The 26195-nt window shown below is 69.8% G+C and carries 24 protein-coding genes; 12 read left to right on the plus strand and 12 right to left on the minus strand.

Features of this window, described 5'->3' with window-relative positions; all coding sequences use genetic code 11:
* The first annotated feature begins 120 nt into the window (after positions 1-120).
* Positions 121-519 (plus strand): VOC family protein, encoded by a 399-nt coding sequence (locus ACWDR3_RS11255; RefSeq protein WP_450352212.1) that lies wholly within the window; start codon positions 121-123, stop codon positions 517-519.
* Positions 520-529: 10 nt separating this feature from the next.
* On the opposite strand, the gene ACWDR3_RS11260 is transcribed toward ACWDR3_RS11255, so the two are convergent.
* The gene (locus ACWDR3_RS11260) at positions 530-925 is read right to left on the minus strand and encodes a MerR family transcriptional regulator (protein ID WP_450352213.1); all 396 of its coding nucleotides are present in this window, start codon (positions 923-925) and stop codon (positions 530-532) included.
* Between the two features lie 158 nt (positions 926-1083).
* On the opposite strand from ACWDR3_RS11260, the gene ACWDR3_RS11265 reads away from it, so the two are divergent.
* Positions 1084-2157, plus strand: coding sequence for an alkene reductase (locus ACWDR3_RS11265; RefSeq protein WP_450352214.1), 1074 nt, complete (start codon positions 1084-1086; stop codon positions 2155-2157).
* Between the two features lie 248 nt (positions 2158-2405).
* Here ACWDR3_RS11265 and ACWDR3_RS11270 read toward each other — a convergent pair whose 3' ends face one another.
* Positions 2406-2723, minus strand: coding sequence for a hypothetical protein (locus ACWDR3_RS11270; protein WP_450352215.1), 318 nt, complete (start codon positions 2721-2723; stop codon positions 2406-2408).
* A gap of 237 nt (positions 2724-2960) precedes the next feature.
* Between ACWDR3_RS11270 and ACWDR3_RS11275 the strand changes: the two genes are divergently transcribed.
* Entirely contained in the window at positions 2961-3539 is a 579-nt protein-coding gene (locus tag ACWDR3_RS11275) for a dihydrofolate reductase family protein (RefSeq protein WP_450352216.1), read from the plus strand.
* 16 nt (positions 3540-3555) lie between these two features.
* On the opposite strand, the gene ACWDR3_RS11280 is transcribed toward ACWDR3_RS11275, so the two are convergent.
* Positions 3556-4587: an NAD-dependent epimerase/dehydratase family protein gene (locus tag ACWDR3_RS11280; protein WP_450352217.1), complete on the minus strand. Its 1032-nt coding sequence runs from the start codon at positions 4585-4587 to the stop codon at positions 3556-3558.
* A gap of 82 nt (positions 4588-4669) precedes the next feature.
* Positions 4670-5719, minus strand: coding sequence for an aldo/keto reductase (locus tag ACWDR3_RS11285; RefSeq protein WP_450352218.1), 1050 nt, complete (start codon positions 5717-5719; stop codon positions 4670-4672).
* A gap of 120 nt (positions 5720-5839) precedes the next feature.
* Here ACWDR3_RS11285 and ACWDR3_RS11290 point away from each other — a divergent pair, with 120 nt between their 5' ends.
* From ACWDR3_RS11290 to ACWDR3_RS11300, 3 genes are all read left to right on the plus strand, one after another.
* Positions 5840-6391, plus strand: coding sequence for a TetR/AcrR family transcriptional regulator (locus tag ACWDR3_RS11290; protein ID WP_450352219.1), 552 nt, complete (start codon positions 5840-5842; stop codon positions 6389-6391).
* Positions 6392-6654: 263 nt separating this feature from the next.
* Positions 6655-9252 carry a rifamycin-inactivating phosphotransferase gene (gene rph, locus ACWDR3_RS11295; protein WP_450352220.1) on the plus strand — a complete coding sequence of 866 codons (2598 nt, stop codon included), beginning with the start codon at positions 6655-6657 and terminating at the stop codon, positions 9250-9252.
* 170 nt (positions 9253-9422) lie between these two features.
* Positions 9423-11393, plus strand: coding sequence for a potassium transporter Kup (locus ACWDR3_RS11300; protein WP_450352221.1), 1971 nt, complete (start codon positions 9423-9425; stop codon positions 11391-11393).
* A 52-nt stretch (positions 11394-11445) separates the two neighbouring features.
* Here the strand turns inward: ACWDR3_RS11300 and ACWDR3_RS11305 are convergent, their stop codons facing one another.
* Positions 11446-11934: a winged helix-turn-helix transcriptional regulator gene (locus ACWDR3_RS11305; protein ID WP_450352222.1), complete on the minus strand. Its 489-nt coding sequence runs from the start codon at positions 11932-11934 to the stop codon at positions 11446-11448.
* 36 nt (positions 11935-11970) lie between these two features.
* The gene (locus tag ACWDR3_RS11310) at positions 11971-13593 is read right to left on the minus strand and encodes an MFS transporter (RefSeq protein ID WP_450352223.1); all 1623 of its coding nucleotides are present in this window, start codon (positions 13591-13593) and stop codon (positions 11971-11973) included.
* Positions 13594-13791: 198 nt separating this feature from the next.
* Here ACWDR3_RS11310 and ACWDR3_RS11315 point away from each other — a divergent pair, with 198 nt between their 5' ends.
* The 4 genes from ACWDR3_RS11315 (at position 13792) to ACWDR3_RS11330 (ending at position 18012) form a co-directional block, all read left to right on the plus strand.
* Entirely contained in the window at positions 13792-14511 is a 720-nt protein-coding gene (locus tag ACWDR3_RS11315; RefSeq protein ID WP_450352224.1) for a GntR family transcriptional regulator, read from the plus strand.
* Positions 14508-15500, plus strand: coding sequence for an ADP-ribosylglycohydrolase family protein (locus tag ACWDR3_RS11320; protein WP_450352225.1), 993 nt, complete (start codon positions 14508-14510; stop codon positions 15498-15500). Before ACWDR3_RS11315 ends, ACWDR3_RS11320 begins: the two co-directional genes overlap by 4 nt.
* A gap of 71 nt (positions 15501-15571) precedes the next feature.
* Positions 15572-17047 (plus strand): purine-cytosine permease family protein, encoded by a 1476-nt coding sequence (locus ACWDR3_RS11325; RefSeq protein WP_450352226.1) that lies wholly within the window; start codon positions 15572-15574, stop codon positions 17045-17047.
* Complete coding sequence (locus tag ACWDR3_RS11330) at positions 17044-18012, plus strand: PfkB family carbohydrate kinase (protein ID WP_450352227.1); 969 nt, start codon at positions 17044-17046, stop codon at positions 18010-18012. The genes ACWDR3_RS11325 and ACWDR3_RS11330 overlap by 4 nt, the downstream gene beginning before the upstream one ends.
* Positions 18013-18084: 72 nt before the next feature.
* On the opposite strand, the gene ACWDR3_RS11335 is transcribed toward ACWDR3_RS11330, so the two are convergent.
* The 4 genes from ACWDR3_RS11335 to ACWDR3_RS11350 form a co-directional block, all read right to left on the minus strand.
* The gene (locus ACWDR3_RS11335; RefSeq protein ID WP_450352228.1) at positions 18085-18984 is read right to left on the minus strand and encodes an SDR family oxidoreductase; all 900 of its coding nucleotides are present in this window, start codon (positions 18982-18984) and stop codon (positions 18085-18087) included.
* A gap of 74 nt (positions 18985-19058) precedes the next feature.
* Positions 19059-19799 carry an SDR family oxidoreductase gene (locus tag ACWDR3_RS11340; protein WP_450352229.1) on the minus strand — a complete coding sequence of 247 codons (741 nt, stop codon included), beginning with the start codon at positions 19797-19799 and terminating at the stop codon, positions 19059-19061.
* Positions 19800-19869: 70 nt separating this feature from the next.
* Entirely contained in the window at positions 19870-20568 is a 699-nt protein-coding gene (locus ACWDR3_RS11345; protein ID WP_450352230.1) for a TetR/AcrR family transcriptional regulator, read from the minus strand.
* A 181-nt stretch (positions 20569-20749) separates the two neighbouring features.
* Positions 20750-21490: an SDR family oxidoreductase gene (locus ACWDR3_RS11350; protein WP_450352231.1), complete on the minus strand. Its 741-nt coding sequence runs from the start codon at positions 21488-21490 to the stop codon at positions 20750-20752.
* 172 nt (positions 21491-21662) lie between these two features.
* Between ACWDR3_RS11350 and ACWDR3_RS11355 the strand changes: the two genes are divergently transcribed.
* Entirely contained in the window at positions 21663-22538 is an 876-nt protein-coding gene (locus ACWDR3_RS11355; protein WP_450352232.1) for a helix-turn-helix transcriptional regulator, read from the plus strand.
* An 11-nt stretch (positions 22539-22549) separates the two neighbouring features.
* On the opposite strand, the gene ACWDR3_RS11360 is transcribed toward ACWDR3_RS11355, so the two are convergent.
* Complete coding sequence (locus tag ACWDR3_RS11360; RefSeq protein WP_450352233.1) at positions 22550-23548, minus strand: CHRD domain-containing protein; 999 nt, start codon at positions 23546-23548, stop codon at positions 22550-22552.
* A 320-nt stretch (positions 23549-23868) separates the two neighbouring features.
* Between ACWDR3_RS11360 and ACWDR3_RS11365 the strand changes: the two genes are divergently transcribed.
* Entirely contained in the window at positions 23869-25191 is a 1323-nt protein-coding gene (locus ACWDR3_RS11365; protein ID WP_450352234.1) for a DEAD/DEAH box helicase, read from the plus strand.
* An 85-nt stretch (positions 25192-25276) separates the two neighbouring features.
* On the opposite strand, the gene ACWDR3_RS11370 is transcribed toward ACWDR3_RS11365, so the two are convergent.
* Entirely contained in the window at positions 25277-26101 is an 825-nt protein-coding gene (locus ACWDR3_RS11370; RefSeq protein WP_450352235.1) for a hypothetical protein, read from the minus strand.
* Positions 26102-26195: the final 94 nt, after the last annotated feature.

Consider the following 26195-nt stretch of genomic DNA (forward strand, 5'->3'; position numbering starts at 1 on the left):
CTACTGAGTCGAGTTCGGTCTTGGCGCCGGCGACTTCTGTGCGGGTCTCCTCGGGCAGCAGCAGCCAGAGCGGGGGCCAGCAGCGCACTGCGTCGCCCGGAGGACAGCGCGATGGCCTCGATGCCACAGAAGATCACTACTTTCCTGATGTTCGAGGGCGGGGCCGAGGAGGCGCTGACCTTCTACATGTCGCTGTTCGAGGACGCCGAGATCGTCGACATCTCCCGCTACGGAGCCGACGGTCCCGGCAAGGAGGGCACGGTCGAGCGCGCCACGTTCGCGCTCGCCGGCCAGCGGTTCATGTGCATCGACAGCTACGTCAACCACGCCTTCGGGTTCACCCCGGCGGTGTCACTGTTCGTGGAGTGCGAGACCGAGGCCGAGCTCGACCGCCTCTACACCGCCCTCGCTGCTGAGGGCGCGGAGCTCATGCCCCTGGGGTCGTACGGCTTCAGTGCCAAGTTCGGGTGGGTCAACGACCGCTTCGGGGTGTCTTGGCAGCTGAACCTGCAGGAGTGACGGGGGTGTTTCAGCCGGCCGCCGCCGTAGTTTTCATCGTCGCCTTCACCAACTGCTCCCGGTGCGCCCGGGCCCTGGCCATCAGCCGGTCGAGGGTGTCCCTGGTCTGCACGAGGTCGGCGATGTGGGCGGAGAGCCGCTCCCGCTCCAGTGCCATCCGCTCCAGCGCGGAGTCCGAGTTCTCCTCGCTGGGCGCGTCGACGCAGGGCAGCAGTTCGGCGATGGTGCGGCTGGACAGGCCCGCTGCGTACAGCGCCTGGATGAAGGCGACCCGCTCGACCTCGTCGTCCGAGTAGTGCCGCTGCCCGCTGGCGCTGCGCGTGCTGGTGAGCAGGCCCTGTTCCTCGTAGTAGCGCACGGACCGGACGCTGACCCCGGAGCGTGACGCGAGTTCGCCGATCCGCACGAAGCCCTCCCTGCTTGGTTCTGTTCGACGGGTTCTGCCTGCCTGGTTCCGCACTGAGTCCTGCGTCACAGGCCCTTGCCCCTGACATCGGTGTGAGGTTTTAGCGTAGCCGCCGTACCCGGGACACGGGTACGGCGACCACGCGAAGGAGCCCTGACATGACGACCCTCTTCACCAGCTACCGGCTCGGCGGCCTCACCCTGCCGAACCGGACGGTCATGGCCCCGATGACCCGGGTCCGGGCCGCTGCCGGTGGTCTGGCGACGCCGTCGATGGCGACCTACTACGCCCAGCGGGCCACGGCCGGGCTGATCGTGAGCGAGGGGGTGCAGCCGAGCGCGATCGGGCAGTCCAACCCGGGCACACCGGGACTGCACACCGACGAACAGGTGGAGTCGTGGCGCCCGGTGACCGCCGCCGTCCACGCCAACGGCGGCCGCATCTTCGCCCAGCTCATGCACGGCGGCCGGGTCTCCCACCGCGACACCATCGGTCTCCAGCCGGTCGGTCCCTCGGCGGTCCCGGCGGTCGGCGACGTGTTCACCCCGACCGGGCCGCAGCCGGCTCCGATGCCACGCGCCCTGGACACCGCCGAAGTGCCCGAGCACGCGCGGTCGTACGCCGAAGCCGCCCGCCGTGCCGTGGACGCGGACTTCGACGGCGTGGAACTCCACGGCGCCAACGGCTACTTGATCTCGCAGTTCCTCTCGTCCAACGCCAACCTGCGCACGGACCGCTACGGGGGCCCGATCGCCAACCGGATCAGGTTCGCCGTCGAAGCCGTCACCGCCACCGTCGAGGCCGTCGGCGGAGACAGGACCGGCATCCGGCTCTCACCGGGCGGGACCTTCTGGGGAGTTGAGGAGGCGGAGGTCCACGACCTCTACGCGGCGCTGCTGACGGAGTTGGCTCCGCTCGGGTTGGCGTACGTGCACCTCGAAGCCACCGCCGACGAGGTACTCCTCGTGGCTCTGCGGCGAGTGTGGCCGGGCACCCTCGTCATGAACCCCACACTTCCGATGGGCCCCAAGCAGACGGGCCGGGACGACGCCGACCACTGGCTCGGCCTGGGCGCCGATCTCATCAGCTTCGGCCGTGCCTTCCTCGCCAACCCCGACCTGGTCGAGCGGTTGCGTAGCGGCCTCCCCATCGCCCCCGTCGACGAGGCCACGTACTACCAGGGCGGAGACGCGGGCTATCTGACGTACGGGGCGCACCAGCACGCGGCCTGATTCCGGGGCGCGGTCCCCGTCGAGGCGCGGTCTCGGCCGGTGTGCGCGCGGCTCAATTCCCTGGGCTACACTGGATCTTGAGCTGACCGCATCAACTCCGGTCGGCCGGTGCTGCGTCGGTGGTCCAAGGAAAGACGTCCCGCTTCCCGCGGGGAAATGCAGGTGCAAGGCCTGCCCGGCGCTCGATCACAGGGCCTGTCCCGCACACGGTGCGGGACAGGCCCTGTCTCTTGCTCCTGGACGTCGGCTCAGCGCGTGGGGAACAGCTGAAGCTTGGCCTTGCGGCCGGAGACCGACTTCACCCAGACCTTCAGGTTGTTGAGCTGAACGGTGCCGCCAGGACTGGTGCTGCCGCTCAGGTGGACTCGGCCCGAGGTGGCCGACATCTTCACGGAGCGGGAGCTGACGCTCGTGATCTTCAGGCTCCCGAACCCGAACTTGCGGCTGTTGACCTTGATGGTCTTGGGCGCGGACACGGTGATCTTGCACCGGCCGTCGTAGCAGGGCCCGTGGGCGGCCGCGGATGCCACCGGTGTCATCAGGCCGAAGCCCAGTGCGCCTGTCATGGTCAGAGTTACGGCAGTCGTCGTGGCTCGCCGGCGCATGGTCGTGCTCATCATGGACCTCCAGTTCCAAGGCGGAATTCCGCTTGGCATTTCTAGACGGCCCGACTCGGGACCCCTCCCGAGACAGTCCTCGGCCCCTCCCGAAACGGCGCCTCGAAGAGCGATGAGTCTCGACGTGATCGCCGGTCTCTACCCCCGACAGGCTTTGGACGGCACCTCGGGCTTCGGGAGAGCATCATGACCGCCACGTACACCTTCGACGTCTTCTCCAGCCTCGACGGCTTCGGCGCCGCCGAGGGCGACTGGACCGGCTACTGGGGCAAGCAGGGCCCCGAGTTCCTCGACCACCGCCTCGGCCAGTACAGCGAGGAGCAGCGGATGGTCTTCGGGGCCACCACGCATCGGGACTTCGTACAGATGCTGGCCGCGAGCACCGAGGACTCCGAGGTGCACGACCCTTGGGTGACGCGGATGTTGAGCCTGCCGGCGACGGTCGTGTCGACCACGCTCAAGGAGCCCCTCGACTGGGCGGACGCGACCCTCGCGAACGGTGACGCCGTCGACGTCGTGGCTCGGCTCAAGAAGGAGTCCGAGGTGCCGCTGCGCTCGCACGGCAGCCTGGCCATGAACAGGTCGCTGATGGCCGCCGGTCTGGTCGACCGCGTCCAGGTGACGATCTTCCCCGTGATCACCGGTCGGACGGGACTGGCCCCGATCTTCCAGGGCGCGGCCGACTTCGACCTCGAACTGATCGAGCACAGGACGCTCGACGGCAGCATCCAGGAGCTCATCTACCGGCCCACTCTGCACGGCTGAGTGGCCGACGCCGTTCTTATCGGATTCCCGAGGCCACGCTGTGCGCGAGGAGGCTCTCCGCGGTGTCGGCGATGGTGTCGTCGATGGGCCGGGGCGTCCAGCCGAGGAGCCGCTGTGCCTTCTCCCCGGTGGCGTCGAAGTCGTGGCCGAGTTGCGGGCGGACCGCGCGCAGTTGCGGGTTGAACCGGCTGAGGACGCGAGCGAGGGCCAAGGGCATCTCGCGGGTGGGCGCTTTGGCGGCACGGTCGCCGAGCCGCCGGCGCAGGATGTCGGCGACCTCGATCATGCGCAGGCTGTCACCGGCGGAGGCGAGCCAGCGCTCACCGGCCGCGACCGGGTCGGTCATGGCCCGCAGATGCAGGTCCGCGACGTCACGGACATCGACCCAGCTGGAGCCGAACGGCGGGCAGGCGGGAACATCGCCGTCGAGCATTCTATGGATGATCCGCAGCGAGGGCGGATCGTCGGGCCCGAGAACGGGTCCGAGCACACCGACCGGGTGCACGGCGGCGAGTTCGAGCCCGTCGCCTTCCTCCTGGACGAACTTCCAGGCCGCACGCTCGGCGAGCGTCTTGGACTTCTGGTACGGCGCGATGTCGGCGTCCACATTGGTCCAGTCCTCCTCTGTGAACGGTGTCGAGCGCGGCGGATGCCCGTAGCCGACGGCGCCGAACGCGCTGGTCAGCACGACCCTGCGCACGCGGGCGTCGCGGGCCGCCCGCAACACCCTCAGCACGCCGTCCCGGGCGGCGCCGACCATCGCCTCCTCGCTCTCCGGCCCGTTCCGCAGCGTCGGCGAGGCGACGTGCAGCACGTACTCGCATCCGGCGACCGCGTCCGCCCACCCGTCGTCGCCGCGCAGATCGGCGCGTACGACGGTCAACCTCGCGTCGTCGAACGCGGCCGCGTCATGCAGCTGGGTGCGGAGCGCGGACTCGCGTCCCAGGTCGCGCACGGTGGTGCGCACATCGTGCCCGGCTTCGAGCAGTGCGAGGACGCACCAGCCCCCGATGAAGCCGGATCCTCCGGTGACCAGTACCTGTGTCATCGCGTGTCTCCTTGGTTCGTGAGTTGTCCACCGGCAGCAGCCGGCTGGTGAGCGGTCTGCCACATGGCAGGGACGGTCTGCCTCACGACAGCGACATGCCGGGGATGCGGGCCCGGATCGCGTCCAGCTCGGCCTCGTCGGACACGCCCTGCCAGTCGTAGCGCGGCGTGTACGGGGCCTCCAGCTCGCGCACCTCGTCGTCGGTGAGCTCGACGTCCAGCGAGGCCAAGGCATCGTCGATCTGCCGGATCGAGCCGGCCCCGACCAGGGGTGCGGTGACGACGGGCTGGTGGCGCAGCCAGGCCAGGGCGATCTGCGCGCGGCTGACGCCGTGCGCGGCGGCGACCTTCCCGACGGCGTCGACGATCGCGTGGTTGGACGCTTCCTCGGCGGGCGAGTAGAGCAGGTCGGCGAAGTCGCCGTCGGAGGCGGAACGGCTCGTCGACCTCGCCTCGTCCCAGGCACGGGCCAGCCGGCCGCGGGCCAACGGGCTCCAGATGATCGTGCCGACGCCCTCGTCCAGGCACAGCGGGATCATCTCCCGCTCCTCCTCACGAGCGAGCAGGTTGTAGTGGTCCTGCATGGACACGAACCGCGCCCAGCCGTTCCGCCGCTGCAGGTGCAGTGCCTTCGAGAACTCCCAGGCATGCATGGAGGAGGCGCCGAGATAGCGCACCTTGCCCGCCTTGACGAGGTCGCTGAGGGCTTCGAGGGTCTCCTCCAGCGGCGTCGCGTGGTCGTTGCGGTGCACCTGGTACAGGTCGATGTAGTCGGTGCCGAGGCGGCGCAGCGAGTGGTCGACCTCGGTCATGATCGCCTTGCGCGACAGGCCGCGGCCGTTGGGGCCGGGCCGCATCGGGTGCCGGAGCTTGGTCGCGATCACCACGTCGTCGCGGTCCGCGAAGTCCTTGAGCGCGCGGCCGAGGATCTCCTCGCTGGAGCCGTTCGAGTACATGTTGGCGGTGTCGAAGAAGTTGATGCCCGCTTCGAGGGCGTGCTTGATCAGCGGCCGGCTGGTCTCCTCGTCGAGGGACCAGACGGGGTGGCCGCGGTCGGGTTCGCCGTAGGTCATGGCGCCGATGGCGACGGGGGAGACGTCGAGGCCGGTACGGCCCAGTTTGATGTAACGCACGAGGGGGCTCCTACAATGGGGAACGAGAGCAAGCGGAGAACTCTCCGGTTGACCCTTGTGACGTTAACGGAGAACTCTCCGTTTCGCAATCGGGCGACCGTACGCCCATGAGGAGGAGCCATGCCCGACGCCGCGTCGCAGCGTTCTGACGCGCTGAAGAACCGGGAGGTGATCCTCCAGGTCGCCCATGACGCGTTCGCCGAGTCGTCGGCCGTCTCGCTCAACTCGATCGCCAAGCGCGCGGGGGTCGGCGCCGGCACGCTCTACCGGCACTTCCCGACCCGTGAGGCGCTGATCCTGGAGGTCTACCGCCACGACGTGGACCGTCTGATCGGCTCCGTGCCGGACGTACTGGCCGCCCACGCCCCGCTGGACGCGCTCCGCCAGTGGTTCACGACCCTCGCCGCCTACGTACGCCTCAAGCACGGCCTCGGCGACGCACTGAACACCGCCGCCGCGCAGGAGGTCGTCAGCACGACGTCCATCGCGGTCACCGCCGCCGTAGGCCGCCTCCTCGACGCCTGCGAACGCGCGGGCGCGGTACGGCCCGGCCTCGACCCGATGGACGTCATCATGCTGCTGAGCTGCCTGTGGCGGACGCCTGACAACCCTGAGGGCGCGGCCCAGGCCGAGCGCCTCATGGAACTGGCGATCGACGGCTTCCGGCCGTAGAAGAGGCGAGTTCAGCGCGTGGGAAATCGCGCGGGAAATGACGAAGGCAAGGAGATGTGTCTCCTTGCCTGTCTCAAGTTATAGCCCAGTGGGGGGCTTGCGGCAAGGCCCGGGTCGCAGCGCACAATCGTCCGCCAAGGCCACAACCTGCGGAAATGAGGGCACCACGTGCGAGTGTTGGCGACGTCCGGGGGACGCGGTGACGTCGGATCACGGGCGGGATCGGTAGTGCGACGGAAGACGGTCGCCTCGGAGGTGTCGCGATGACCGAGCGATACGTGCGGGAACTTCAGGAAGTCGACGAGACGCAGGTCGCGGTCGTCGGCGGCAAGGGCGCGCACCTCGGCGATCTGTCGCGGATCGACGGCATCCGCGTACCGCCCGGCTTCTGTGTGACGACGGACGCCTACGGGCGGATCATGGCGGAGGCGCCGTCGATCGACGAACTGCTCGACCGGCTGTCGCGCCTGGACGCCGACGACCGGGAGGCGATCGGCGGGCTCAGCGCGCAGATCCGTCGGACCATCGAAGAGATCGTCATTCCGGGCGATCTGGCGGCGGCGATCACCGGCGCGCTCGCGCGGTTCGGGGAGCAGGCCGCCTACGCCGTCCGGTCCAGCGCGACGGCGGAGGATCTGCCGACGGCGTCCTTCGCCGGGCAGCAGGACACGTATCTGAATGTCGTGGGGCCGGCGGCGATCCTGCGGCACGTCAGCCGGTGCTGGGCCTCGCTGTTCACCGAGCGGGCGGTGGCCTACCGGCTGCGCAACGGTATCGATCACCGCACGGTCCGCATGGCCGTGGTCGTGCAGCGGATGGTCTTCCCCGAGGCGTCCGGCGTGCTGTTCACGGCCGACCCCGTCACGGGTGACCGGAAGGTCGCCACCGTGGACGCCGGGTTCGGCCTGGGTGAGGCTCTGGTCTCCGGTCTGGTGAACCCGGACGTCTTCAAGGTGCGGGACGGTGAGGTCGTCAGCAGGGCGATCGCCGCCAAGCAACGTGCCCTGCATGCCCTGCCGGCCGGCGGTACGCGGGAAGTCACGGTCGACGCGGAGCGCCAGGACCAGCCGGCGCTGACGGACGCCGAGGCCGTGCGACTCATAGATCTCGGGCGGCACATCGAAGCGCGTTTCGGCCGGCCTCAGGACATCGAATGGTGTCTGGTCGACGGGGACTTCCAGATCGTGCAGAGCCGGCCGATCACGACGCTGTTCCCCGTGCCCGAGTCGGGTGACGAGGCCAATCACGTGTACGTCTCCGTGGGGCATCAGCAGATGATGACCGACGCCATGAAGCCCCTGGGGCTTTCCATGTGGCGGCTGACGGCCATGGTGGCGATGCACGAGGCCGGCGGGCGGCTGTTCGTCGACGTCACTCCGCGCCTGGCCTCGCCTGCGAGCCGTGCCGCTCTGCTGGACATCATGGGGAGAGGTGACCCGCTGGTCAGGGACGCGCTGGAGACCGTCCTGGAGGGCGACGACTTCGTCCCGTCGGTCCCGGCCGCGGTTCCCGGCGGACCGCCGGTCGGCGGTGGACCCGCTCCGATCGAGACCGACCCGGCCATCGTCACCGAGCTGATCGAGCGCAGCCGGACATCCATCGCCGCCCTGGAGCGCGACATCAGCGCCAAGAGCGGACCGGAGCTGTTCGACTTCCTGGTGGAGGCCTTCGAGGAGCACAAGAGGGTCCTCGGTGATCCGCTGAACATCCAGGCGATCATGGCGGGGATGGAGTCCACCTGGTGGCTCAACGACAACCTGGGGGAGTGGCTGGGCGAGAAGAACGCGGCGGACACGCTCACCCTGTCCGCCCCCGACAACATCACGTCGGAGATGGGACTCGCGCTGCTCGACGTCGCCGACGCGATCCGCCCGCATCCCGAAGTGGTGGCATTCCTGCGGGGCGTCGAGGACGACGACTTCCTTGACGAGCTGCCGAAGCTCGCGGGCGGGACCGAGGCTCGTGACGCCATCGAGGCCTATCTCGACCGGTACGGCATGCGCTGCGTCGGCGAGATCGACATCACGAGGCCGCGCTGGCGCGAGCGCCCCAGCACGCTCGTACCGGTGATCCTCGACAACGTCAGGAACTTCCAACCCGGTGCAGCGGAGCGGCGTTTCGAGGAAGGGCTGCACAAGGCGCGGGCGGGGGAACGGGACGTTCTGACCCGCCTGCGGGCCCTGCCGGACGGGGACCGGAAGGCCGACGAGACCAAGCGGATGATCGACCGGGTCCGCACCTTCATCGGATACCGGGAGTTCCCGAAGTACGCCATCGTCTGCCGCTACTTCGTCTACAAGCGGGCCCTGTTGGGGGAGGCCGAGCGTCTCGTGCAGGCAGGTGTGCTCGCCGAGCGGGAGGACATCTTCTACCTCACGTTCCAGGAACTGCGCGAGGTCGTGAGCTCGCACCGGGTGGACGACCGGCTCGTGCCGCAGCGCAAGGAGGCGTTCCGGTCCTACCTCGCGCTCACCCCGCCCCGGGTGCTCACCTCGGACGGTGTGGCCGTCAGTGGGTCGTACCGGCGTGGGGACGTGCCGGCCGACGCTTTGGTCGGGCTGCCGGTCTCCGCCGGGACCGTCGAGGGGAGGGCGCGCGTCGTCCTCGACATGGCCGATGCCGATCTCGAAGCGGGCGACATCCTGGTCACGACCTTCACGGACCCCAGTTGGTCGCCGCTGTTCGTCGCCGTCGCGGGCCTGGTCACGGAGGTGGGCGGGCTGATGACCCACGGCGCGGTGATCGCCAGGGAGTACGGTCTGCCGGCCGTCGTGGGCGTGGAGCGGGCCACGCGACTGATCCGCGACGGGCAGCGGATCCGCGTGCACGGAAGCGACGGCTACATCGAGATCCTGTCCTGACCGTTGCCGTTCCTCACCCGCGAGGTGTCCGTCCCCTGTCGTTCGGGGCACGGCGACGGAGTTCGCGGCGAAACGGCGCACCCCTGCGGGAGTTCCCGTCGGCGCATCGGTAGTGTCCGCTGCGACGCACCGGGCCCGCGGCACCGCGGTCCGCGAGGAGGAGGATCACCATGGCGGATCGTGGGGACGAAGGCGCGGCGGACGAGGCATCCGCGACACGGTCGCCGGAGGGTCGCCGGGCGCTCAAGCGGGACACGGTGCGGCTCGCCGTGGTGATCGGCGCGCTCGGCGTGGTCTTCGGCGACATCGGGACCAGCCCGATCTACACCCTCCAGACCGTGTTCAACCCGAGCGACCCGCACCCGGTCCCGGTCAGCACCCAGAACGTCTACGGCGTGGTCTCGCTGGTGTTCTGGTCGGTGATGGTCATCGTCACGGTCACCTACGTGCTGCTGGCGATGCGCGCCGACAACGAGGGCGAGGGCGGCATCATGGCGCTCATCACGCTGCTGCGGCGCTGGAGTTCACAGCACGGCGGGCGAACGGCCGTCGTACTGGCCGGACTTGGCATCTTCGGTGCCTCGCTGTTCTTCGGCGACAGCATGATCACCCCGGCCATCTCGGTGCTGTCCGCGGTCGAGGGGCTCAAGGTCGTCGAGCCGTCGCTGGACAGCGCGGTCGTACCCATCACCGCGGTGATCATCGTGCTGCTGTTCCTGGTGCAGCGGCGCGGAACCGCGGCGGTGGGCCGGGTGTTCGGGCCGATCATGATCCTCTGGTTCACGGCGATCGGCGCGTGCGGTGTCGTCGGCATCGTCGACCACCCGGGCATCCTCCGCGCGCTGTGGCCGAGTTACGCCCTGAGTTTCCTCTTCGGCCACTTCGGCACCGCCTTCTTCGCGCTCGCCGCGGTCGTCCTCGCCGTCACCGGCGCGGAGGCGCTCTACGCGGACATGGGGCACTTCGGTCGCCGCGCCATCACCCGCGGCTGGCTGTTCCTCGTCTTCCCCGCCTGCGTCCTGAGCTACCTGGGCCAGGGCGCGCTGATCCTCGACGACCCGGCCAACATCAGCAGCCCGTTCTTCCTCCTCGTACCCGACTGGGGACGGTGGCCGATGGTCCTGCTGGCCACGGCGGCCACGGTGATCGCCTCCCAGGCGGTGATCACCGGCGCGTACTCGGTCGCCTCCCAGGCGGCCCAGCTCGGCTACCTGCCGAGGCTGCGGATCGCCCACACCTCCGAGTCCACCATCGGCCAGATCTACGTCCCATGGATCAACTGGCTGCTGATGGTCTCGGTCCTCACCCTCGTCTTCGCCTTCCGCAGCTCCACGGCACTGGCCTTCGCCTTCGGCATGGCGGTCACCGGCACCATCACCATCACCACCCTGCTGTTCTTCTACGTCGCACGCGCGAAGTGGGGCACCCCCGTCTGGCTCATCGCGACCGGCGCGACCCTGCTGCTCACCGTCGACCTGCTGTTCGTGGCGGCCAACCTGACCAAGCTCGTCCACGGCGCGTGGCTGCCGCTGCTCATCGGCCTCACCGCGTTCACCGTCATGACGACCTGGCAGCGAGGCCGCGCGATCGTCACCGCGGAGCGGGCCCGCCACGAAGGTTCCCTGCGCGAGTTCGTCGACCAGCTCCGCAGCGGGGAAAGGCCGGTGCTCGAAGTCCCCGGCACGGCCGTCTTCCTCAACCGCGGCAAGGAGACGGCGCCCCTGGCCATGCGCGCCAACGTGGAACACAACCACGTACGGCACGAACAGGTCGTGATCCTGTCCATCGAGACCGAACCGGTGCCCCGCGTCCCGGACGACCAGCGGACCGTCGTCGACGGCCTCGGCTACGGCGACGACGGGATCATCCACGTCACCGCCCGGTACGGATACATGGAGACACCCGACGTGCCCGGCACGCTGGCGTTGGTGGACCCGGCCCAGACCGAGGGGCCGCTGCACCTCGACCAGGCGTCCTACTTCCTGTCAAAGATCGAGCTCCAGCGCGGCAAGGCACCGACGATGGCCCCCTGGCGCAAACGCCTGTTCATCGCCACCTCGTACATCACGGCCGACGCCGCCGAACACTTCGGCCTCCCGCAGGACCGCACGGTCATCATGGGCTCGCACATCGAGGTGTAGACGCCGCCGACGGCTTGACCGCAGCCGGTTCGGAAGTGTGCGTTCCGCCCTGTCAGGAGGCCGTCTCGGCGGCCGCCGGCCTCGGTTCCCGTACGGCGACGCAGTCCTCCGCGTGCACATCGTGACCGGCGGAGCAGCGCGTCACCGTGTGGACCTCCGCGCCGCAGTCCCGGTGCATGAAGCGCCAAGGGGCCCGGTGTCCCTCGGACACCCAGGTCTCGCCCCAGTCGCGCAGGGACATGATCGCGGCGAAGAAGTCCCGGCCCCTGTCGGTGAGTTGGTACTCGAAGCGCTTGCGCTGGCCGGGCTCCTGGTACGGCACCTTCTCAAGGAACCCGGACGCGGTCAGGTCTTTGAGCCGGGCCGCCGTGGCCGCCTCGCCGATGCCCACCCGCTCGGTGAAGTCCTGGAACCGGCGGGTTCCGAAGAATGCCTCGCGGATGATGAGCAGGGACGAGCGCGTGCCGACCACGTCCAGCGTGCGGGAGACCGGGCAGTTGGCCAGGGACAGCGCGTCTGGGCGCTTCGGCAGGTCATCCATGAGAGCAGCCTACTTGCTGACTATTGCTGGCCGAAGTCAAGGCTTCCTGGAGTCAGGACCACTGACAGAAGCAACGGCAGGGGTCGGCGCGCTCGGCAGCCGATGGCGCACGAAGAGCGCGGACGGGACGGCGACGACCAGCAGCGTGATGCCGCCGACCAGTAGCCCTCGGTGCACGGCGTCCGTGAAAGCTTGGGGCACGGCTTCGGCGACGGTCCTGGCGAGGGACGCGGGCAGTCCGGCGCCGCCGCCCCCGTGCGCCGCGCCGGCCACGACACGGTCGGCGTCCGAGGCGGGAATCCCGGCGTCCACGAGCCGCCCGCGCAGGTTGTCGGGGAAGCGGGTGGTGACGATGGTGCCCAGCACGCTGGGGCCGAGGACGTTCCCGAGCTGACGGGCCATGTTGATGGCCGACGCGGCCATCCCTGCCTGCAGTGCGGGAACGCTGCTGACGGCTGCCGCCGACGACGGGGCGACCAGCAGTCCACCGCCGATGCCCGCCACGAGGAGACCCGGCCACATCGCGCCGTACCCGTCGAAGGGGCCCACGGAGAGGAGGGTGAGTGCGCCCGCGCCCATCGCCACGAGGCCCGCGGTGAGCACCGGGGTGAATCCGAACCGGCGCACCAGGCGCGGTGCGACGGCGCTGACGGCGATGAAGGTGACGAACAGGACCAGCAGCCGTACGCCGACACCGAGGGTCGTGTACTGACGGACGCGCTGCATGTACAGCACGCTCAGCAGCGCCACCCCGACGAAACCGAACATGGCCGCCGCGGCTACGCCCATCACCGCGCTGAACGAGGCGCTGCGGAAGAGGCGCAGGTCGAGCATCGGGTCCGCGTGCCGCAACTCCACCCGCACGAAGAGGGCCGCCGACACGGCGAAGACCACGTACATGGTGATGATCCGCGGCTCCGCGTAGCCGCTCGCACCGCCCTGGATGATCGCGTACGTCGCCGAAGCCAGCGTCACGGTGCCCAGCAGGACGCCCGCCAGGTCCAGGCGGCGCGAGGGGTGCTTGCTCTCGTGCACGAACACCGGCGCGAGCGCGGCGGCCGCGGCGCCGACGAGGAGGTTGGTGAGGTAGACGGAGTGCCAGGAGAAGTGCTCCAGCAGCAAGCCGGCGATCAGGGGGCCGACGGCCAGTCCCAGTCCCGAACAGGCCGCCCACGCGCTGATCGCGGTGGTGCGCTCGTGCGGATCCGTGAACGTGGTGCTCACGATCGTGAGGCTGGACGGCAGTACGGCCGCGCCTCCCACGCCCATGACCGCCTGCGCGGCTATGAGGGTTCCGGGGCTGTCGGCGACGAAGGCCAGTGCGCTGCCAGCGGTGAAGACGAGCGCGCCGAGGATGAAGGTCAGCCGCCGTCCGATCAGGTCGCCCAGGGTTCCCGCGGACATCACCAGGCTGACCACGGCCAGGCTGTAGGCGCTGGTCAGCCAGACCAGCGTGGCCGCCGAGATGTGCAGGTCGGCCTGGATGCGGCCGAGCGCCGAGATGGTGCCGGTGATGTTGACGAACGCCATCATCACGCCGAGGCACACGACCATCAGGCCGAGCCACCGGCGAGGAACGGTCCCGCCCTCGGCGGTCCCGGGGAGAGGCGGGGCGGTCCGGGATCCCGGGCCTGCCGACTTCTGACTTTGTGTAGGCATAGCCAGGACAGTAGCAGGCTGACTTTGGTGAGTAGAAGTTAGGTGGGGAGAGCTTTACGGTCGGGTTCTCGGGCTCGATCGATGTCGGTCGCCGATGCGCGTGGACTCGCGGGTCACGCTGATTCGCGTGGACCCATGGACTTTGGCGATTCGCGAACCGCTATGGACCTCGGCGACTTGTTCACTTACTGTCTAGACATGCCTGGACAGGTTCACAAGCATCACCGCATCGCCCGCGTCCTCGCCGACGAGATCCGCTCGGGTGTGCACGCGGACGGCAGCAAGCTCCCCGGAGAGCACTCGCTCAGAGAGCGGTTCGGGGTCAGCCGCACCACCTTGCGGCAGGCTCTTCAAGTGCTCGGCGAGGAGGGACTCATCGCCACCCACGCGGGCATCGGCTCCTTCGTCACCTTCGACGGGACACCGCTCGACCACCGCCTCGGCTGGACGAGGGCGCTCGCCCAGCAGGGCACCGAGCTGACGACCGAGACCCTGCGGTTCGACGAGGTCAGCGACCCGGAGCTGGCCGCCGAACTGGGGCTCGCGTCCGACGCGTTCATAGCGCTGGACCGGGTCAGACGACTGCCCGACGGCCACGGCGTGTCGCTGGAGCGCAGCCGGGTCCCGGCCACCGGAAGCCTGGCGGGCCTGCCCGAACGCGGCCTGGAGGAGGGCTCGCTCAGCCGGGTCCTGGCCGGCGCAGGGCGCATCACCGAGTCCGGCGAGGGCGTGGTGTCGGTGCGCGGGCTCGACGCGGCCGAGGCGCAGATCCTGCACCGCTCGCCCGGCGAGTCCTTCCTGCGCCTGAACCAGGTCTATCGGGCGGCCGACGGTTCCGTCGTCGAACAGGTCACCAGCCTGCTCGACCCCGCCCGATTCGAACTGCACGTACGTTCCGGTCGAGGAGGCCGACAGTGACCGACCGACTCGACCGCGCCCTCGGCGCCTACTACGGACTCGCCCTCGGCGACGCCCTCGGCATGCCCACCCAGGTGATGTCCCGGCAGGACGTCGTCCGCGTCTACGGCACCCTCACCGGCTTCGAGCCCGCCCGCCCCGACAACCCCGTCAGCGCGGGCATGCCCGCCGGATCCGTCACCGACGACACCGACCAGGCCGTCATCGTCGGACGCCTCATCGACGAGGGCCACGGCCGGATCGACCCGTTGCGCCTGGCCCACGAACTGCTCGCCTGGGAGAAGGAGATGAAGGCCAAGGGCTCCTTCGACCTGCTGGGCCCGTCCACCAAGGCCGCGCTCGACGCGGTGGCCGCCGGCGCTTCTGTGAAGGAGGCCGGCCGCACCGGCACGACGAACGGCGCCGCGATGCGCGTCACCCCGGTCGGGATCGCCTTCCCCGCCGAGCCGCTGGATCCCTTCCTCGACCACGTCGTGGAGTCCTGCCAGGTCACCCACGACACGAACGTGGGGATCGCGGGCGCGGCCGCCGTCGCCGCCGCGGTCAGCACAGGGGTGGACGGCGGGTCGCTGGACGAGGCCGTCGCCGCCGCCGTGACCGCCGCCCGGGCCGGTGCCCGACGCGGGCACTGGGTGGCGGGGGCGGACATCGCCGCTCGTATCGAATGGGTACGCGGCCTGGTGCGCGACCTGCCGGAAGCCGAAGCCCTGGACCTGATCGTCGACCTCGTCGGCACCAGCGTCGCCAGCCAGGAGTCGGTGCCCGCCGCGTTCGCGGTGCTCACCGTCGCCGACGGCGAACCCTGGCGGGCCGCACTGCTCGCCGCCAACCTCGGCGGCGACAGCGACACCATCGCGGCCATCGCGGGCGCCGTCGCCGGCTCGGTCACCGGCCTGTCGGGCCTGCCCGCGGACGCCGTACGCACCCTGCGCACCGTCAACTCCCTGGAACTGGAACCCCTCACCGCCCGCCTGCTCACCCTGCGCTGAGCACCTCCTTCCCCATCCTCCCAACTCCCTTCTGCCACCCGCGCTTTCCGCACCCGCAAGGAGGTTCCGTCATGACCGCTTCGAAGACGAACGATCGCGTCGGCACCATTGAGACCCGGGGGATCGAACCGGTCCCCGACAGCGAACGGCACGGCCACGCCGGACAGATGTTCTGGACATGGTTCGCCGCCAACATCAGCATCCTCGGGCTGCCCCTGGGCGCCACCCTGGTGGCGTTCCGCGGCCTGAACATCTGGCAGGCGGCGCTCGTCGCCGTACTCGGCTCGTTCGGTTCCTTCGCCCTGGTGGGAGCACTGAGCCTCGCCGGCAAGAAGGGCGGCGCGCCCGCACTCACGCTCTCGCGCGCCGTCTTCGGTCAGCGGGGCAACGCGGGTCCGACGCTGATCACCTGGCTCAGCCGGGTCGGCTGGGAGACCATCACCACCACCACGGCGGCCTACGCGCTGCTGGCCCTGCTGAACACCGCGTTCGGCGTGGGCCGGGGCACGGTCCTGACGCTCGTATGCCTCCTGTTCTTCATCACCTGCACGCTGCTGATCAGCGGCCTCGGTCACGCGACCATCATGTGGATCAACAAGTGGGCCACCGTCGTCTTCGGGGTCCTCAACCTGATCGTGATGGGCTTCCTCGTCGCCACCGTCGACTGGTCCCGGGTGCTCGACACCCCGGCCGGTGCGACGAGCGGGGTCGTCGCGGGCATCGGGTTCATCGCCGCGGGCACGGGCATCGGCTGGGCCAACGCCGGTGCGGACTACGCCCGTTACCTGCCCCGCAGCATCCCGGGCCGACGACTGGTGGTGGCCTCGGCGTTCGGCGCCGGCATCCCTCTCGTCCTGCTGATCTCGCTGGGCTCACTGCTCGCCGCGGGGGACGGCACGCTGGCCACCTCCTCCGACCCGGTCGCGGCGATCAACGCCATGCTGCCCTCCTGGATGGCCATCCCGTATCTCATCGCGGCCTTCGGCGGCCTGCTCATGTCGAACCACCTCTCCACCTACTCCGCCGGACTGACGATGATCACCCTGGGCCTGCGCGTCCCGCGCGCCCTCGCCGTCACCTTCGACGTGGTGCTGATGTTCGCGGGCGGCATCTACTTCATGCTGATCGCCGACGATTTCTACGGTCCCTTCTCCACCTTCCTGACCTTGCTGGCCGTGCCCATCTCCGCGTGGATCGGCGTCGGCGCGGTCGATTCGCTGCGCGGCCGCACCTACGACGCCGAAGCGATCATGGACACTCGCCGCACCAGCCGTTACTGGTACACGGGCGGCTTCCACCTGCCCGCCGTGCTGGGCTGGGCCGGCGCCATCGTGGCCGGACTGCTGTTCACCAAGGCGTCGACCAGCGCCGACGACGTCTGGTTCGAAGGCCCCCTGTCCAACACCTGGCTCGGTGTGAACGGGCTGGGCTGGGCCATCGCCATGGTCGTCGCCGGCGCCGTCTATGCGGTGTGCGGTCCCCGGGGCGGTTCTCTGGTCGCCGACTCCTCCTCTCCGTCCGCCGCCCTTCAGGAGGCCGCACGATGAGCGGCCGTCTCGTCCTCGCCGGGAACGTCCTCGCGGACCTGGTCATCGAGGTGCCCGCGCTGCCCGAGCGTGGCGGTGACGTTCTCGGCACCCGCACCGAGACCACCGCGGGCGGCGGATTCAACACCCTGGCCGCCGCCGCGCGCCTCGGCACGCAGGCCGTCTTCGCCGGTCTCCACGGCACCGGCCCCTATGGCGACCTCGTCCGTGCGGCCCTCGCCGCCGAAGGCATCGCGACCCTGTTGCCCGCGCGTACCGACCGTGACACCGGCTTCACCGTCGCCCTGGTTGACGACGGGGGCGAGCGTACCTTCGTCACCAGCTTCGGCGTCGAAACCGATCTCACGTCGGCCGACACCCGGACGATCGCCGCCGGGCTGAGCGATGGTGACCTGCTTCAACTCTCCGGCTACGCGCTGGTGTTGCCCGGCAACGGACCCTTGCTTGCCGAACTCACGGTCGGCCTTCCGGCAGACGTCACCGTCTGTCTCGACCCCGGTCCTCTGGTGGCCGACATTCCCGACCAGGTCCTCGCGCCGGTGCTCGCCCGTACCAACTGGCTCAGCGTCAACGCCCGGGAGGCCCGGCTGATGAGCGGTCACCCGGAGCCGAGTGCCGCGGCCAATGTGCTGCGCGAGAGGCTGTCACCGGGGGCGGGTGTCCTCGTGCGGGCCGACAAGGACGGGTGCTGGCTGGCGGCTTCCGACGGGGCGCCGGTCCACGTACCCGGATTCCCGGTGGACGCGGTGGACAGCAATGGCGCGGGTGACGCGCACGTCGGTGCGTTTCTCGCCCTGCTCGGTCAGGGTCACGACCCGCTGACGGCCGCCCGTGGGGCCAACGCTGTGGCGGCTTTCGCGGTGACCCGCCGTGGTCCCGCCACCGCACCGAGCCGGGCCGAGCTGGCGGAGTTCCTCGGGGAGGATTCCCTTGCGGGACTTCTCTTCGGTTCCGCGCAACCCTGAACAGCGTGAGTTGCCGGTGACCGGTCGTTCCTGAGTGACGTCGCGACCGCGTACGTCAGTCGGTCCTCGGCCTCAGCTGTTCACCGGGTGGACGGTGAGCAGGTCGGCGAGGTCGACGCGGGTGAGGAACTCGCGCCGGATGCGGTCGGCGAGGTCCGAGACCTCCTCGGATCCGTCGTTCGCGGGGTCGATGGTGACCCGGTAGGGGCGCTCTCCGGCGGGGAGCCCGACTATGCGCGTGATCTCGTCGGAGACGAGAGAGGCCTCGGCGCCTTCGGGGGCCAACGCGGCGAGTTTCTCCGCGACTTGCCCGACGAGCCCGGCGTACTTGGTCTCGTACTCGGCCTCGATGTCCTTGTCAGCGGGTCGGCCGGAGTGGGCGAAGTGGTTGGTGCCGCTGGTGAACGAGCCGGGTACCACGATGGTCGTCTCGACGCCCCAACGGGCCAGTTCGGCCGCGTAGCTGACGGCGAGTGAGTCCATGGCGGCCTTGGCCGCGAAGTACGGCGCGAGGTAGGGCGGGGTGCCGCCCTTCACGCTGCTGCTGGAGACCCAGACCACCAGGCCCCGGCCGGCCTCGCGCATGGCGGGCAGGGCGGCGCGGTTGACGCGCTGGGTCGACAGGACGTTCACGTCGTACAGGTCGGCGAGCTGTTCGGGAGTGAAGGCCTCGGCGGGGCCGGTGACCATGTGGCCGGCGTTGTGGATCAGGACGTCGATACGGCCGTGCTCGTCGAGGATCTGGCGGATCGCGGCGTCGACGGATTCCTGTGCGGTGACGTCGAGTTCGACGGACCGCAGGTCGACTCCGTGTTCCTTGCTGTACGCGGCGGCGGCCTCGACCTGTGCGGCGTTGCGGGTGGTGGTCTGCCGTATTCCGGCGTAGACGATGTGGCCGGCGTCGGCCAGGGCGCGGGCGGTGAGGGCGCCGAATCCGCTGGAGGCGCCGGTGATGACGACGATGTTGCTCATGGTCTCTGTCTCCTTCGGAGCGTGGAGGGGCGTGGGTGGTGGTGTGGAGGGATCTGGGCGGTGTGCGGGGGCCGTCACGCGATGCCGCCGTTGGTGTAGAGGATCTGACCGTTGACCCAGCGGGCCGGGCCGGCGAGGAAGGCCACCGTCTCCGCGATGTCCTGCGGGGTGCCCAGACGCTCCAGCGGCGCCGCCTTGGACAGGTTCGCGATCGTGGCCTCGTCCTTGCCGTCGAGGAACAGCGGCGTGGCCGTCGGGCCCGGTGCCACGGCGTTGACGGTGACGTCCTTGCCCCGCATCTCCCGGGCGAGGACGAGCGTCATGGCCTCGACCGCGCCCTTGCTCGCCACGTAGGCGCCGTAGGACGGGAACTGGAGGCGGGTGACGGAGGTGGAGAAGTTGATGATCGCGCCGCCGCCGCGCACGCGCCGGGCCGCCTGCTGGGAGACGACGAAGGTGCCGCGGATGTTGGTGCGGTGCATACGGTCGAGGTCGTCGAGGTCCAGGTCCGCGATGGGGGAGAGGAGCATGATGCCGGCCGTGTTGACGACCACGTCGATGCCGCCGAACTCCCGCTCCACGGTCTCGAAGGCCGCGGCCATGGCGTGCTCGTCGGCGACGTCACCGCTCACCGCGACGGCCCGGCCGCCGGCCGAGGTGATGGCGGCGACGGTCTCGTCGGCCTTGGTCTTGTTGCCGGCGTAGTGCACGCCGACCGCGATGCCGTCCGCCGCGAGGCGTTCGGCGACCGCGCGGCCGATACCGCCGGAGGCGCCGGTGACGAGGGCTACACGGTTGGTGCTGTCGTTGCTCATGACTTTTCCTTCGGTGTTGTTGTCGATCGATGGGGGCGAGAGGTGGGCGGGGTGGTGCGGTCCCGGCAGGTCAGCTGCTCCGGCCGGGGTCTGCCAGGTGTGCCAGCCACTGCTTGAGCAGCGCGGACTCGGCGGGGGTGAAGGGCTGAGGGGTGAACTCGTCCGCCGAGGCCAGCAGCGTGGTGGCCGCTGCCTGCCGCGCGTCGTGCGTGGCGGTGTCCGCGGCCGGGTCGAGAAGGATGTCCCGGTGGATCGCGTCGCGGACCATGACGGAGAGGCTCATGTCCGGATACAGGGCGGGACGCGTGATCAGGGCGAGGGCGACACCGGTGTTTGCCGACATGACCATCCGCGCGGCCACGTCCGACGCCACGCGCAGGCGGCCCTGCTGAGCGAGCCGGTCGAGAACCTCGCGCAGGATCCGCATGGCCTCCGTCGCGGCCTCGGGCTGCTCGCCCAGGGCCGAGGAGAACATCAGCTTGTAGGCGTTGGGGTGGGCCAGCGCGAACGCGGTGTGACTGTCCCAGCCCGCCCGCAGATCCTGCAGCGGATCCGGGGACTTCTCGGCGGCCCGCTTGCTGCCCAAGTACTGGTCCCACACGTAGTCGACCGTGGCCGTGAGCAGCCCGTTTTTGTCGCCGAACAGTCGGTACAGCACCGGCTGCTGGACGCCCGCGGCCTCGCTGATCGCGCGGGTCGACACGTCGCCGCCGGGGGAGTGGGCGAGCAGCTCCGCCGTCGCCTCGATTAGCGCTGATCTCGTATCCATGCAATCGACGATAACAGTCTGCGTTATCGATGGCAACAGATATCTGTTATCGACGATGCGGCCGGTCGGTGACGCCTGAACTGATCGTGGCCTTCTTCGACCTGCACCTGCGCAACCGCCCCACGCCCCTCCTGGTCTTCAAGCAGGAGAGGGGCGCGGGGCGGCAGTAGGCGGCGGATCGTCAGACGGCCGCGTCGAGAACCGAGCGGATCACGAGTTCGCCGACGTCGACCTGCGCGGGCTGGTTCACCGCGTACACGATGGCGTCGGAGATGGCGGCCGTGGGCAGCGCGAGCTTGTCCGCCATGCCCTGAACCCACGCCATGGTGCCGGGGTCGCCGCCCTGGATCAGCTCCGACTCCACGAAGGAAGGGCTGACGATGGTCACGCGGACGTCGCCGTTCTCCTTGCGGATGCCCTCCGAAATGGCCCGCACCGCGTACTTGGTCGCGCTGTACACGGCGGTGGTGGGCGACACCTCGTGCCCGAGCGTGGAGGCGATGTTGACGAAGTGACCGGAGCCCTGGGCCTTCATGAGGGGCAGTGCCGCCGCGATGCCGTGCAGCACGCCGCGTACGTTGACATCGATCATCTGGTCCCAGTCGGCCGTCCGCCCCATGATCAGCGGCGACAACGGCATGACACCGGCGTTGTTGACCAGGACCTCGATCCGCCCATGGCGCTCGTGCGCCGCGCTGACGAAGGCCTTCACGCTGTCGAGGCTCGTCACATCGAGTTCGGCGTGGTCGGCGGAGCCGCCGGCGGCCTTGATGCTGTCGGCGATCTCGGCCAGCCGGTCGACCCGGCGGGCACCGAGTACGACGTGGTGTCCGGCGGCGGCGAGGGCCCTGGCGGTGGCCTCGCCGATGCCACTGCTGGCTCCGGTCACCAGGACGATCTTCGACGTTGAGGTGGTGGTCATGTGATGCTCCGGTTTCTCTTCATGGCTGACGAGTCATGGCTGACGAGCAGCAATATCGAGATTGGCACCGTGAGAGCAGCGAAAATGCGTCGGCGAACGCCCAGCCGAACATAGGTCCAGCTGGGCCACGATCGACTCCGAAGCCGTGCCGCGGTGGGCACACAATGGGTGTATGGACCAGAACACCGAGCTGGGGGAGTTCCTCCGTTCTCGCCGCGCACGCCTGACTCCCGAGTCGGTCGGCGTACCGACGAGCGGCCGGGGCCGCCGGGTGCCGGGTCTGCGCCGCGAAGAGGTGGCTCGGCTGGCCGATGTGAGCACCGACTACTACACCCGGCTGGAACAGGGGCGGCATCCCCGTGTCTCCGAGAGCGTGCTGGACGGAGTGGCCCGCGCGCTGCGCCTGGGTCCGGTCGAGCGCGACTACCTCTTCCACATCGCGCGCCCGCGGGTGACCCACCCTCGGCGAGACCGCGCGCGACCCGAGCGTGTGCGGCCGGAAGTGCATCAGATGCTGGATGTACTGGGGAGCGTCGCACCGGCCTTCATCGTCAACCACCGACTGGACGTGCTGGCCTCGAACTACCTGGTCCGCGCGCTCATCACGGACTTCGACGCGCTCGCGATCCGGGAGCGCAACTTCGCGCGCTTCGTGCTCTTCTCTCCCGCCGCGAAGGAGCTGTACGACGACTGGGAGGCCATCGCCCGGATCATCGTGGCCAACCTCCGCCTGTCCTCTGGGCGCCATCCCGACGACACCCGCCTCAACGAACTCATCGGCGAGGCCTGCGTCAAGGTCCCGGAGTTCAACGGCTGGTGGGCGGGTCACCAACTGGACGACTGCAGCCACGGCACCCAGCGGCTCCACCATCCCGTGGTCGGGGACCTGACCGTGCACCACGAAGCACTGAACTTCTCGACCGACCCGGACCACACCATCTGCCTGTACACCGCCGAACCCGGCTCTTCCTCCGCCCAGACCCTGGCGCTGCTCGCCAGTTGGAGCGCGCCGCACGCCCCGGCGGAGGGGTTCCGTTCCGGGGCGTGAGGCGGTCGGTGCTACTTGGTGGCGAGGAAGAGGTAGTCGGCGGTGTAGGGGACGCGGGCGCTGGGCTGTGTGGTCGGGTTGCAGGTGCCGGCCGGTGCGACGCCGCCGACGGTGTTGAGCCGCAGGACCGACGTCGTCTTGGACAGGAGTCCCTCACTCTTGCCGGTCTGCTGTGCGCGGAGCAGGAGCTGGGGGATGTTGCCCGTGCCGTTGTCGAACTTGTTGACGACGCTGCCGGTCACCGAGGAACCGTCGGGCGCGATCCACTGCGGGGGGCCGGCGGGACCGTGCTTGGCGAAGCTGTGCTGGATGTCGCCCTGGAGGGTGGCGTCGACGTTGTCCTGGGTGAAGGCGTAGGAGCCGTCCTCTTGCTTGGTGCAGGCGTAGATCTGGGCGCCCTTGACCACGCCGGCCAGCGCCGAGTGCCGGATGGCGTTCGGCAGGGAGACGGCGCCCGGCAGCGCGATGGCCTGTCCGCGGACCGCGCCGCCCGGGAACTCGGCGGTGTGCAGGTTGAAGTAGAACTGATCGGGGTGGGCCTTGATGCTGCGGAGCAGGTCGGCGTCCTTGACCTTCACGCTGCCGAACACGAACGGCGTGCCGTCCTTGAGCTTCTCCATGAAGAACGGGATCTTCACGTCACCGTTGGTGCCCCGCGCACCCTGGTGGAGGTGGGCCATGGTCGGGGTCCCGGTACCGGTCCACGCGAACGCGAAGGACACCTCGTCGCCCTGGATGCGCATGAGGGCCACCGCGCTGCCGTCCTTGTCACCCACCGCAGGCTTGCCCTTGACGGGCACCTCGTTGTCACCGGTGAGGATCGAGGTGAAGTACGTCGCCCCCGGCTTGTTCTCGGAGTAGCGGCCGAGGGCGCCCGCGGCCTGCGTCGCTCCTGCCGCCGGAGGCGAGACGTTGGCGTTGGCCGCGCCGTCCGCGCCATTGCAGGCGGTCAGAAGCAGGGTGCCGGTGACAGCGGTCGCGGCGATGGTCCCGAATCGCTTGAACATCATGGATCTCGTTCTCCCCGTGATAGCCGATCCGCGGCTGGCCCGCGGTCGTTCCTCCTCCATCACGGGCCCCCTGGGGCGATCCCTCAGCACATGACACTCCTGAGACATCCCTGAGAAGAGACGGGATCACTGAGGACACGATCTTGACATTACGACGCCCACGGACCGGTGCGTGCGGCGCGCACCGCGCCCCGGTCCGAGCGGCGGGCGGCCCGAGTGGCCGCTGGTAAAATGACGAGAACGCTTCGACGCCGCCGGGGCCCGTACCAAGGGGTACGGGCCCCGGCGCGTTGAGGGCATCAGACCGAGGAAGGTTCTCCATGAACGCGCAGCCGCCCGTCGCTTCCTTCGCCACGCTCGGGCTGCCGCCCGAGCTGGTCGAGAAGATGACCGGCCTCGGAGTGACGGAGCCCTTCCCGATCCAGGCGGCGACCCTGCCCGACGCCCTGGCCGGCCGGGACGTGCTGGGCCGGGCGCGCACCGGCTCCGGCAAGACGCTGGCTTTCGGGCTCGCGCTGCTCGTACGCACCGCGGGCCGGCGAGCGGAGTCGAAGCGGCCGCTCGCACTGGTCCTGGTGCCGACCCGAGAGCTCGCCCAGCAGGTCGGCGACGCGCTGGCGCCGTACGCGCAGACCTTGGGGGTACGGCTGGCCACGGTGGTCGGCGGACTGTCGATCAACCGGCAGACGGCGCAGCTGAAGACCGGCGCCGAGGTGGTCATCGCGACGCCCGGGCGGCTGACCGACCTGGTGTCGCGCCGGGACTGTCACCTGAACCAGGTGCGGATCACGGTCCTCGACGAGGCGGACCAGATGTGCGACCTCGGGTTCCTGCCGCAGGTCTCGGAGCTCCTGGACCAGGTCCCCTCCGACGGGCAGCGGCTCCTGTTCTCGGCCACGCTCGACCGTGACGTCGACCGGCTGGTGCAGGACCACCTTCACGACCCTGTCCTCGCGTCGGTCGACCGGGCGGCGGGCTCGGTCACGACGATGGAACACCACGTGCTGAACATCCACGCCGCCGACAAGTACGCGACCGCGACCGAGATCGCCGCGCGGGACGGCCGGGTGCTCATGTTCCTCGACACGAAGGCCGGCGTGGACCAGTTCACCCGGCACCTGCGGGCCAGCGGCGTACGGGCGTCCGCCCTGCACAGCGGGAAGTCGCAGCCCCAACGCACGCACACGCTCGCGCAGTTCAAGGACGGTGAGGTCACCGTGCTGGTGGCCACCAACGTCGCCGCGCGGGGCATTCACATCGACGCCCTCGACCTCGTCGTCAACGTCGACCCGCCGGCCGACGGCAAGGAGTACCTGCACCGGGCCGGGCGCACCGCCCGCGCCGGGGAGTCCGGGCGGGTGGTCACCCTGGTCACCCCCAACCAGCGGCGCGATGTGAACCGGATGATGTCCGAGGCCGGCATCCGCCCGACCACCACCCAGGTGCGCTCGGGCGAGGCGAAGCTGACCGCCCTCACCGGCGCCAAGCGCCCGCCCACCGAGACGAAGACCTCTGGCGGCAACGCGCCCTTCCGCGGCATGGGCACCCGCCCGGGCCGCCCCGCCAAGGAGTCCCGCAAAGCCGCCGAGGCTCGTAAGACCGCGGAGGCTCGCGCGGCGGCCCGGGTCCGCAAGGGCCGCTGACCTCAAGGGCCGCTGACCTCAAGGGTGCTGCCGAGGGCCGGCGGCCTCGCCGGGCGACTTCCGCTCCGACGAGGGCGCCGGTCCGTCAGGCGTAGTAGTGGATCGTGCCGTGCAGAGCGGGTTCCATGCCTTCACAGTGCTGCACGAAGGTGGCGGCGAAGGCCTGGATGGCGCCGTCGTCACCGCGAGCCAGCTCGGTCACTGTGAACTCTCCGGTGACCGTGTTGCAGCCGCGCCCCACGCCGAAGACATCCAGTCCGGCCACTGAAGCACTCTGCGAGCGCTCCGCCTGGTAGGTGTGCCCGACCTCGAACTGCGCGCCGACGGGCGGGGTCAACAGCGCGGTCCAGTACTCCCGCTTGCCGGAGACGTCGTACGCGACGCCGTTGGCATAGGGCCTGAGCGCGAAGGTGCTGGTGGCTCCCTGATGAGTCTGGGTCTTCCCCTGGCCTATGTAGTCGCCGGGGTCGCTCGTGTAGGCGTAGGCGAGCGGGTAGGCGCGGTACCTGACGACGCCCTCGAGAGCGGGGGCGTCGGCGTTCTCGCAGTGCTGGGTGTACGTGGCGTCCAGGACCGTGATCGCGCCGGACGCGTCGGTCTCGATCTGGTTGACCGAGAACTCGCCGTAGACCGTGTTGCAGCCACGGCCGTCTCCGGAGACGTCGAGTCCGGGTGAGCGTCCGGTCCGAAACGAGGCGCGCTCGGCATCTCGGTAGACGCCCGGCCGCAGTTGCTCGCCGATGGGCGCCGCGAGGTCGACGTCCCACCACTCGTCGGCGGTGCTCACGCTGAGTCGCACGTACCCCGCGTTGCCACCGACACTGATGTCTGCCGTGGACGGTGTGTAGGTGGCGCTGGTGCCCTGGCCGATGTAGTCGCCGCTCTGGCTGGTGAAGTTGTACTCGGTCACGGCCGTCAGTCCGCCTGTGTCAGCAGACGCCGTCCCGGCCACGCCGACACCGAGGCCGACGGCCACGGTGAGACTCAGTAACGCGCCCAGCAGC

The organism is Streptomyces sp. NPDC001002 (assembly GCF_053599215.1).

What these genes read in the sequence shown, in the direction of transcription:
- ACWDR3_RS11255 (WP_450352212.1), top strand. Translation starts at nt 121, where the DNA reads ATGCCACAGAAGATCACTACTTTCCTGATGTTCGAGGGCGGGGCCGAG.
- ACWDR3_RS11265 (WP_450352214.1), top strand. Translation starts at nt 1,084, where the DNA reads ATGACGACCCTCTTCACCAGCTACCGGCTCGGCGGCCTCACCCTGCCG.
- ACWDR3_RS11270 (WP_450352215.1), bottom strand. Translation starts at nt 2,723, where the DNA reads ATGACAGGCGCACTGGGCTTCGGCCTGATGACACCGGTGGCATCCGCG.
- ACWDR3_RS11275 (WP_450352216.1), top strand. Translation starts at nt 2,961, where the DNA reads ATGACCGCCACGTACACCTTCGACGTCTTCTCCAGCCTCGACGGCTTC.
- ACWDR3_RS11280 (WP_450352217.1), bottom strand. Translation starts at nt 4,587, where the DNA reads ATGACACAGGTACTGGTCACCGGAGGATCCGGCTTCATCGGGGGCTGG.
- ACWDR3_RS11290 (WP_450352219.1), top strand. Translation starts at nt 5,840, where the DNA reads ATGCCCGACGCCGCGTCGCAGCGTTCTGACGCGCTGAAGAACCGGGAG.
- rph (WP_450352220.1), top strand. Translation starts at nt 6,655, where the DNA reads ATGACCGAGCGATACGTGCGGGAACTTCAGGAAGTCGACGAGACGCAG.
- ACWDR3_RS11300 (WP_450352221.1), top strand. Translation starts at nt 9,423, where the DNA reads ATGGCGGATCGTGGGGACGAAGGCGCGGCGGACGAGGCATCCGCGACA.
- ACWDR3_RS11305 (WP_450352222.1), bottom strand. Translation starts at nt 11,934, where the DNA reads ATGGATGACCTGCCGAAGCGCCCAGACGCGCTGTCCCTGGCCAACTGC.
- ACWDR3_RS11310 (WP_450352223.1), bottom strand. Translation starts at nt 13,593, where the DNA reads ATGCCTACACAAAGTCAGAAGTCGGCAGGCCCGGGATCCCGGACCGCC.
- ACWDR3_RS11315 (WP_450352224.1), top strand. Translation starts at nt 13,792, where the DNA reads ATGCCTGGACAGGTTCACAAGCATCACCGCATCGCCCGCGTCCTCGCC.
- ACWDR3_RS11325 (WP_450352226.1), top strand. Translation starts at nt 15,572, where the DNA reads ATGACCGCTTCGAAGACGAACGATCGCGTCGGCACCATTGAGACCCGG.
- ACWDR3_RS11330 (WP_450352227.1), top strand. Translation starts at nt 17,044, where the DNA reads ATGAGCGGCCGTCTCGTCCTCGCCGGGAACGTCCTCGCGGACCTGGTC.
- ACWDR3_RS11335 (WP_450352228.1), bottom strand. Translation starts at nt 18,984, where the DNA reads ATGAGCAACATCGTCGTCATCACCGGCGCCTCCAGCGGATTCGGCGCC.
- ACWDR3_RS11340 (WP_450352229.1), bottom strand. Translation starts at nt 19,799, where the DNA reads ATGAGCAACGACAGCACCAACCGTGTAGCCCTCGTCACCGGCGCCTCC.
- ACWDR3_RS11345 (WP_450352230.1), bottom strand. Translation starts at nt 20,568, where the DNA reads ATGGATACGAGATCAGCGCTAATCGAGGCGACGGCGGAGCTGCTCGCC.
- ACWDR3_RS11350 (WP_450352231.1), bottom strand. Translation starts at nt 21,490, where the DNA reads ATGACCACCACCTCAACGTCGAAGATCGTCCTGGTGACCGGAGCCAGC.
- ACWDR3_RS11355 (WP_450352232.1), top strand. Translation starts at nt 21,663, where the DNA reads ATGGACCAGAACACCGAGCTGGGGGAGTTCCTCCGTTCTCGCCGCGCA.
- ACWDR3_RS11360 (WP_450352233.1), bottom strand. Translation starts at nt 23,548, where the DNA reads ATGATGTTCAAGCGATTCGGGACCATCGCCGCGACCGCTGTCACCGGC.
- ACWDR3_RS11365 (WP_450352234.1), top strand. Translation starts at nt 23,869, where the DNA reads ATGAACGCGCAGCCGCCCGTCGCTTCCTTCGCCACGCTCGGGCTGCCG.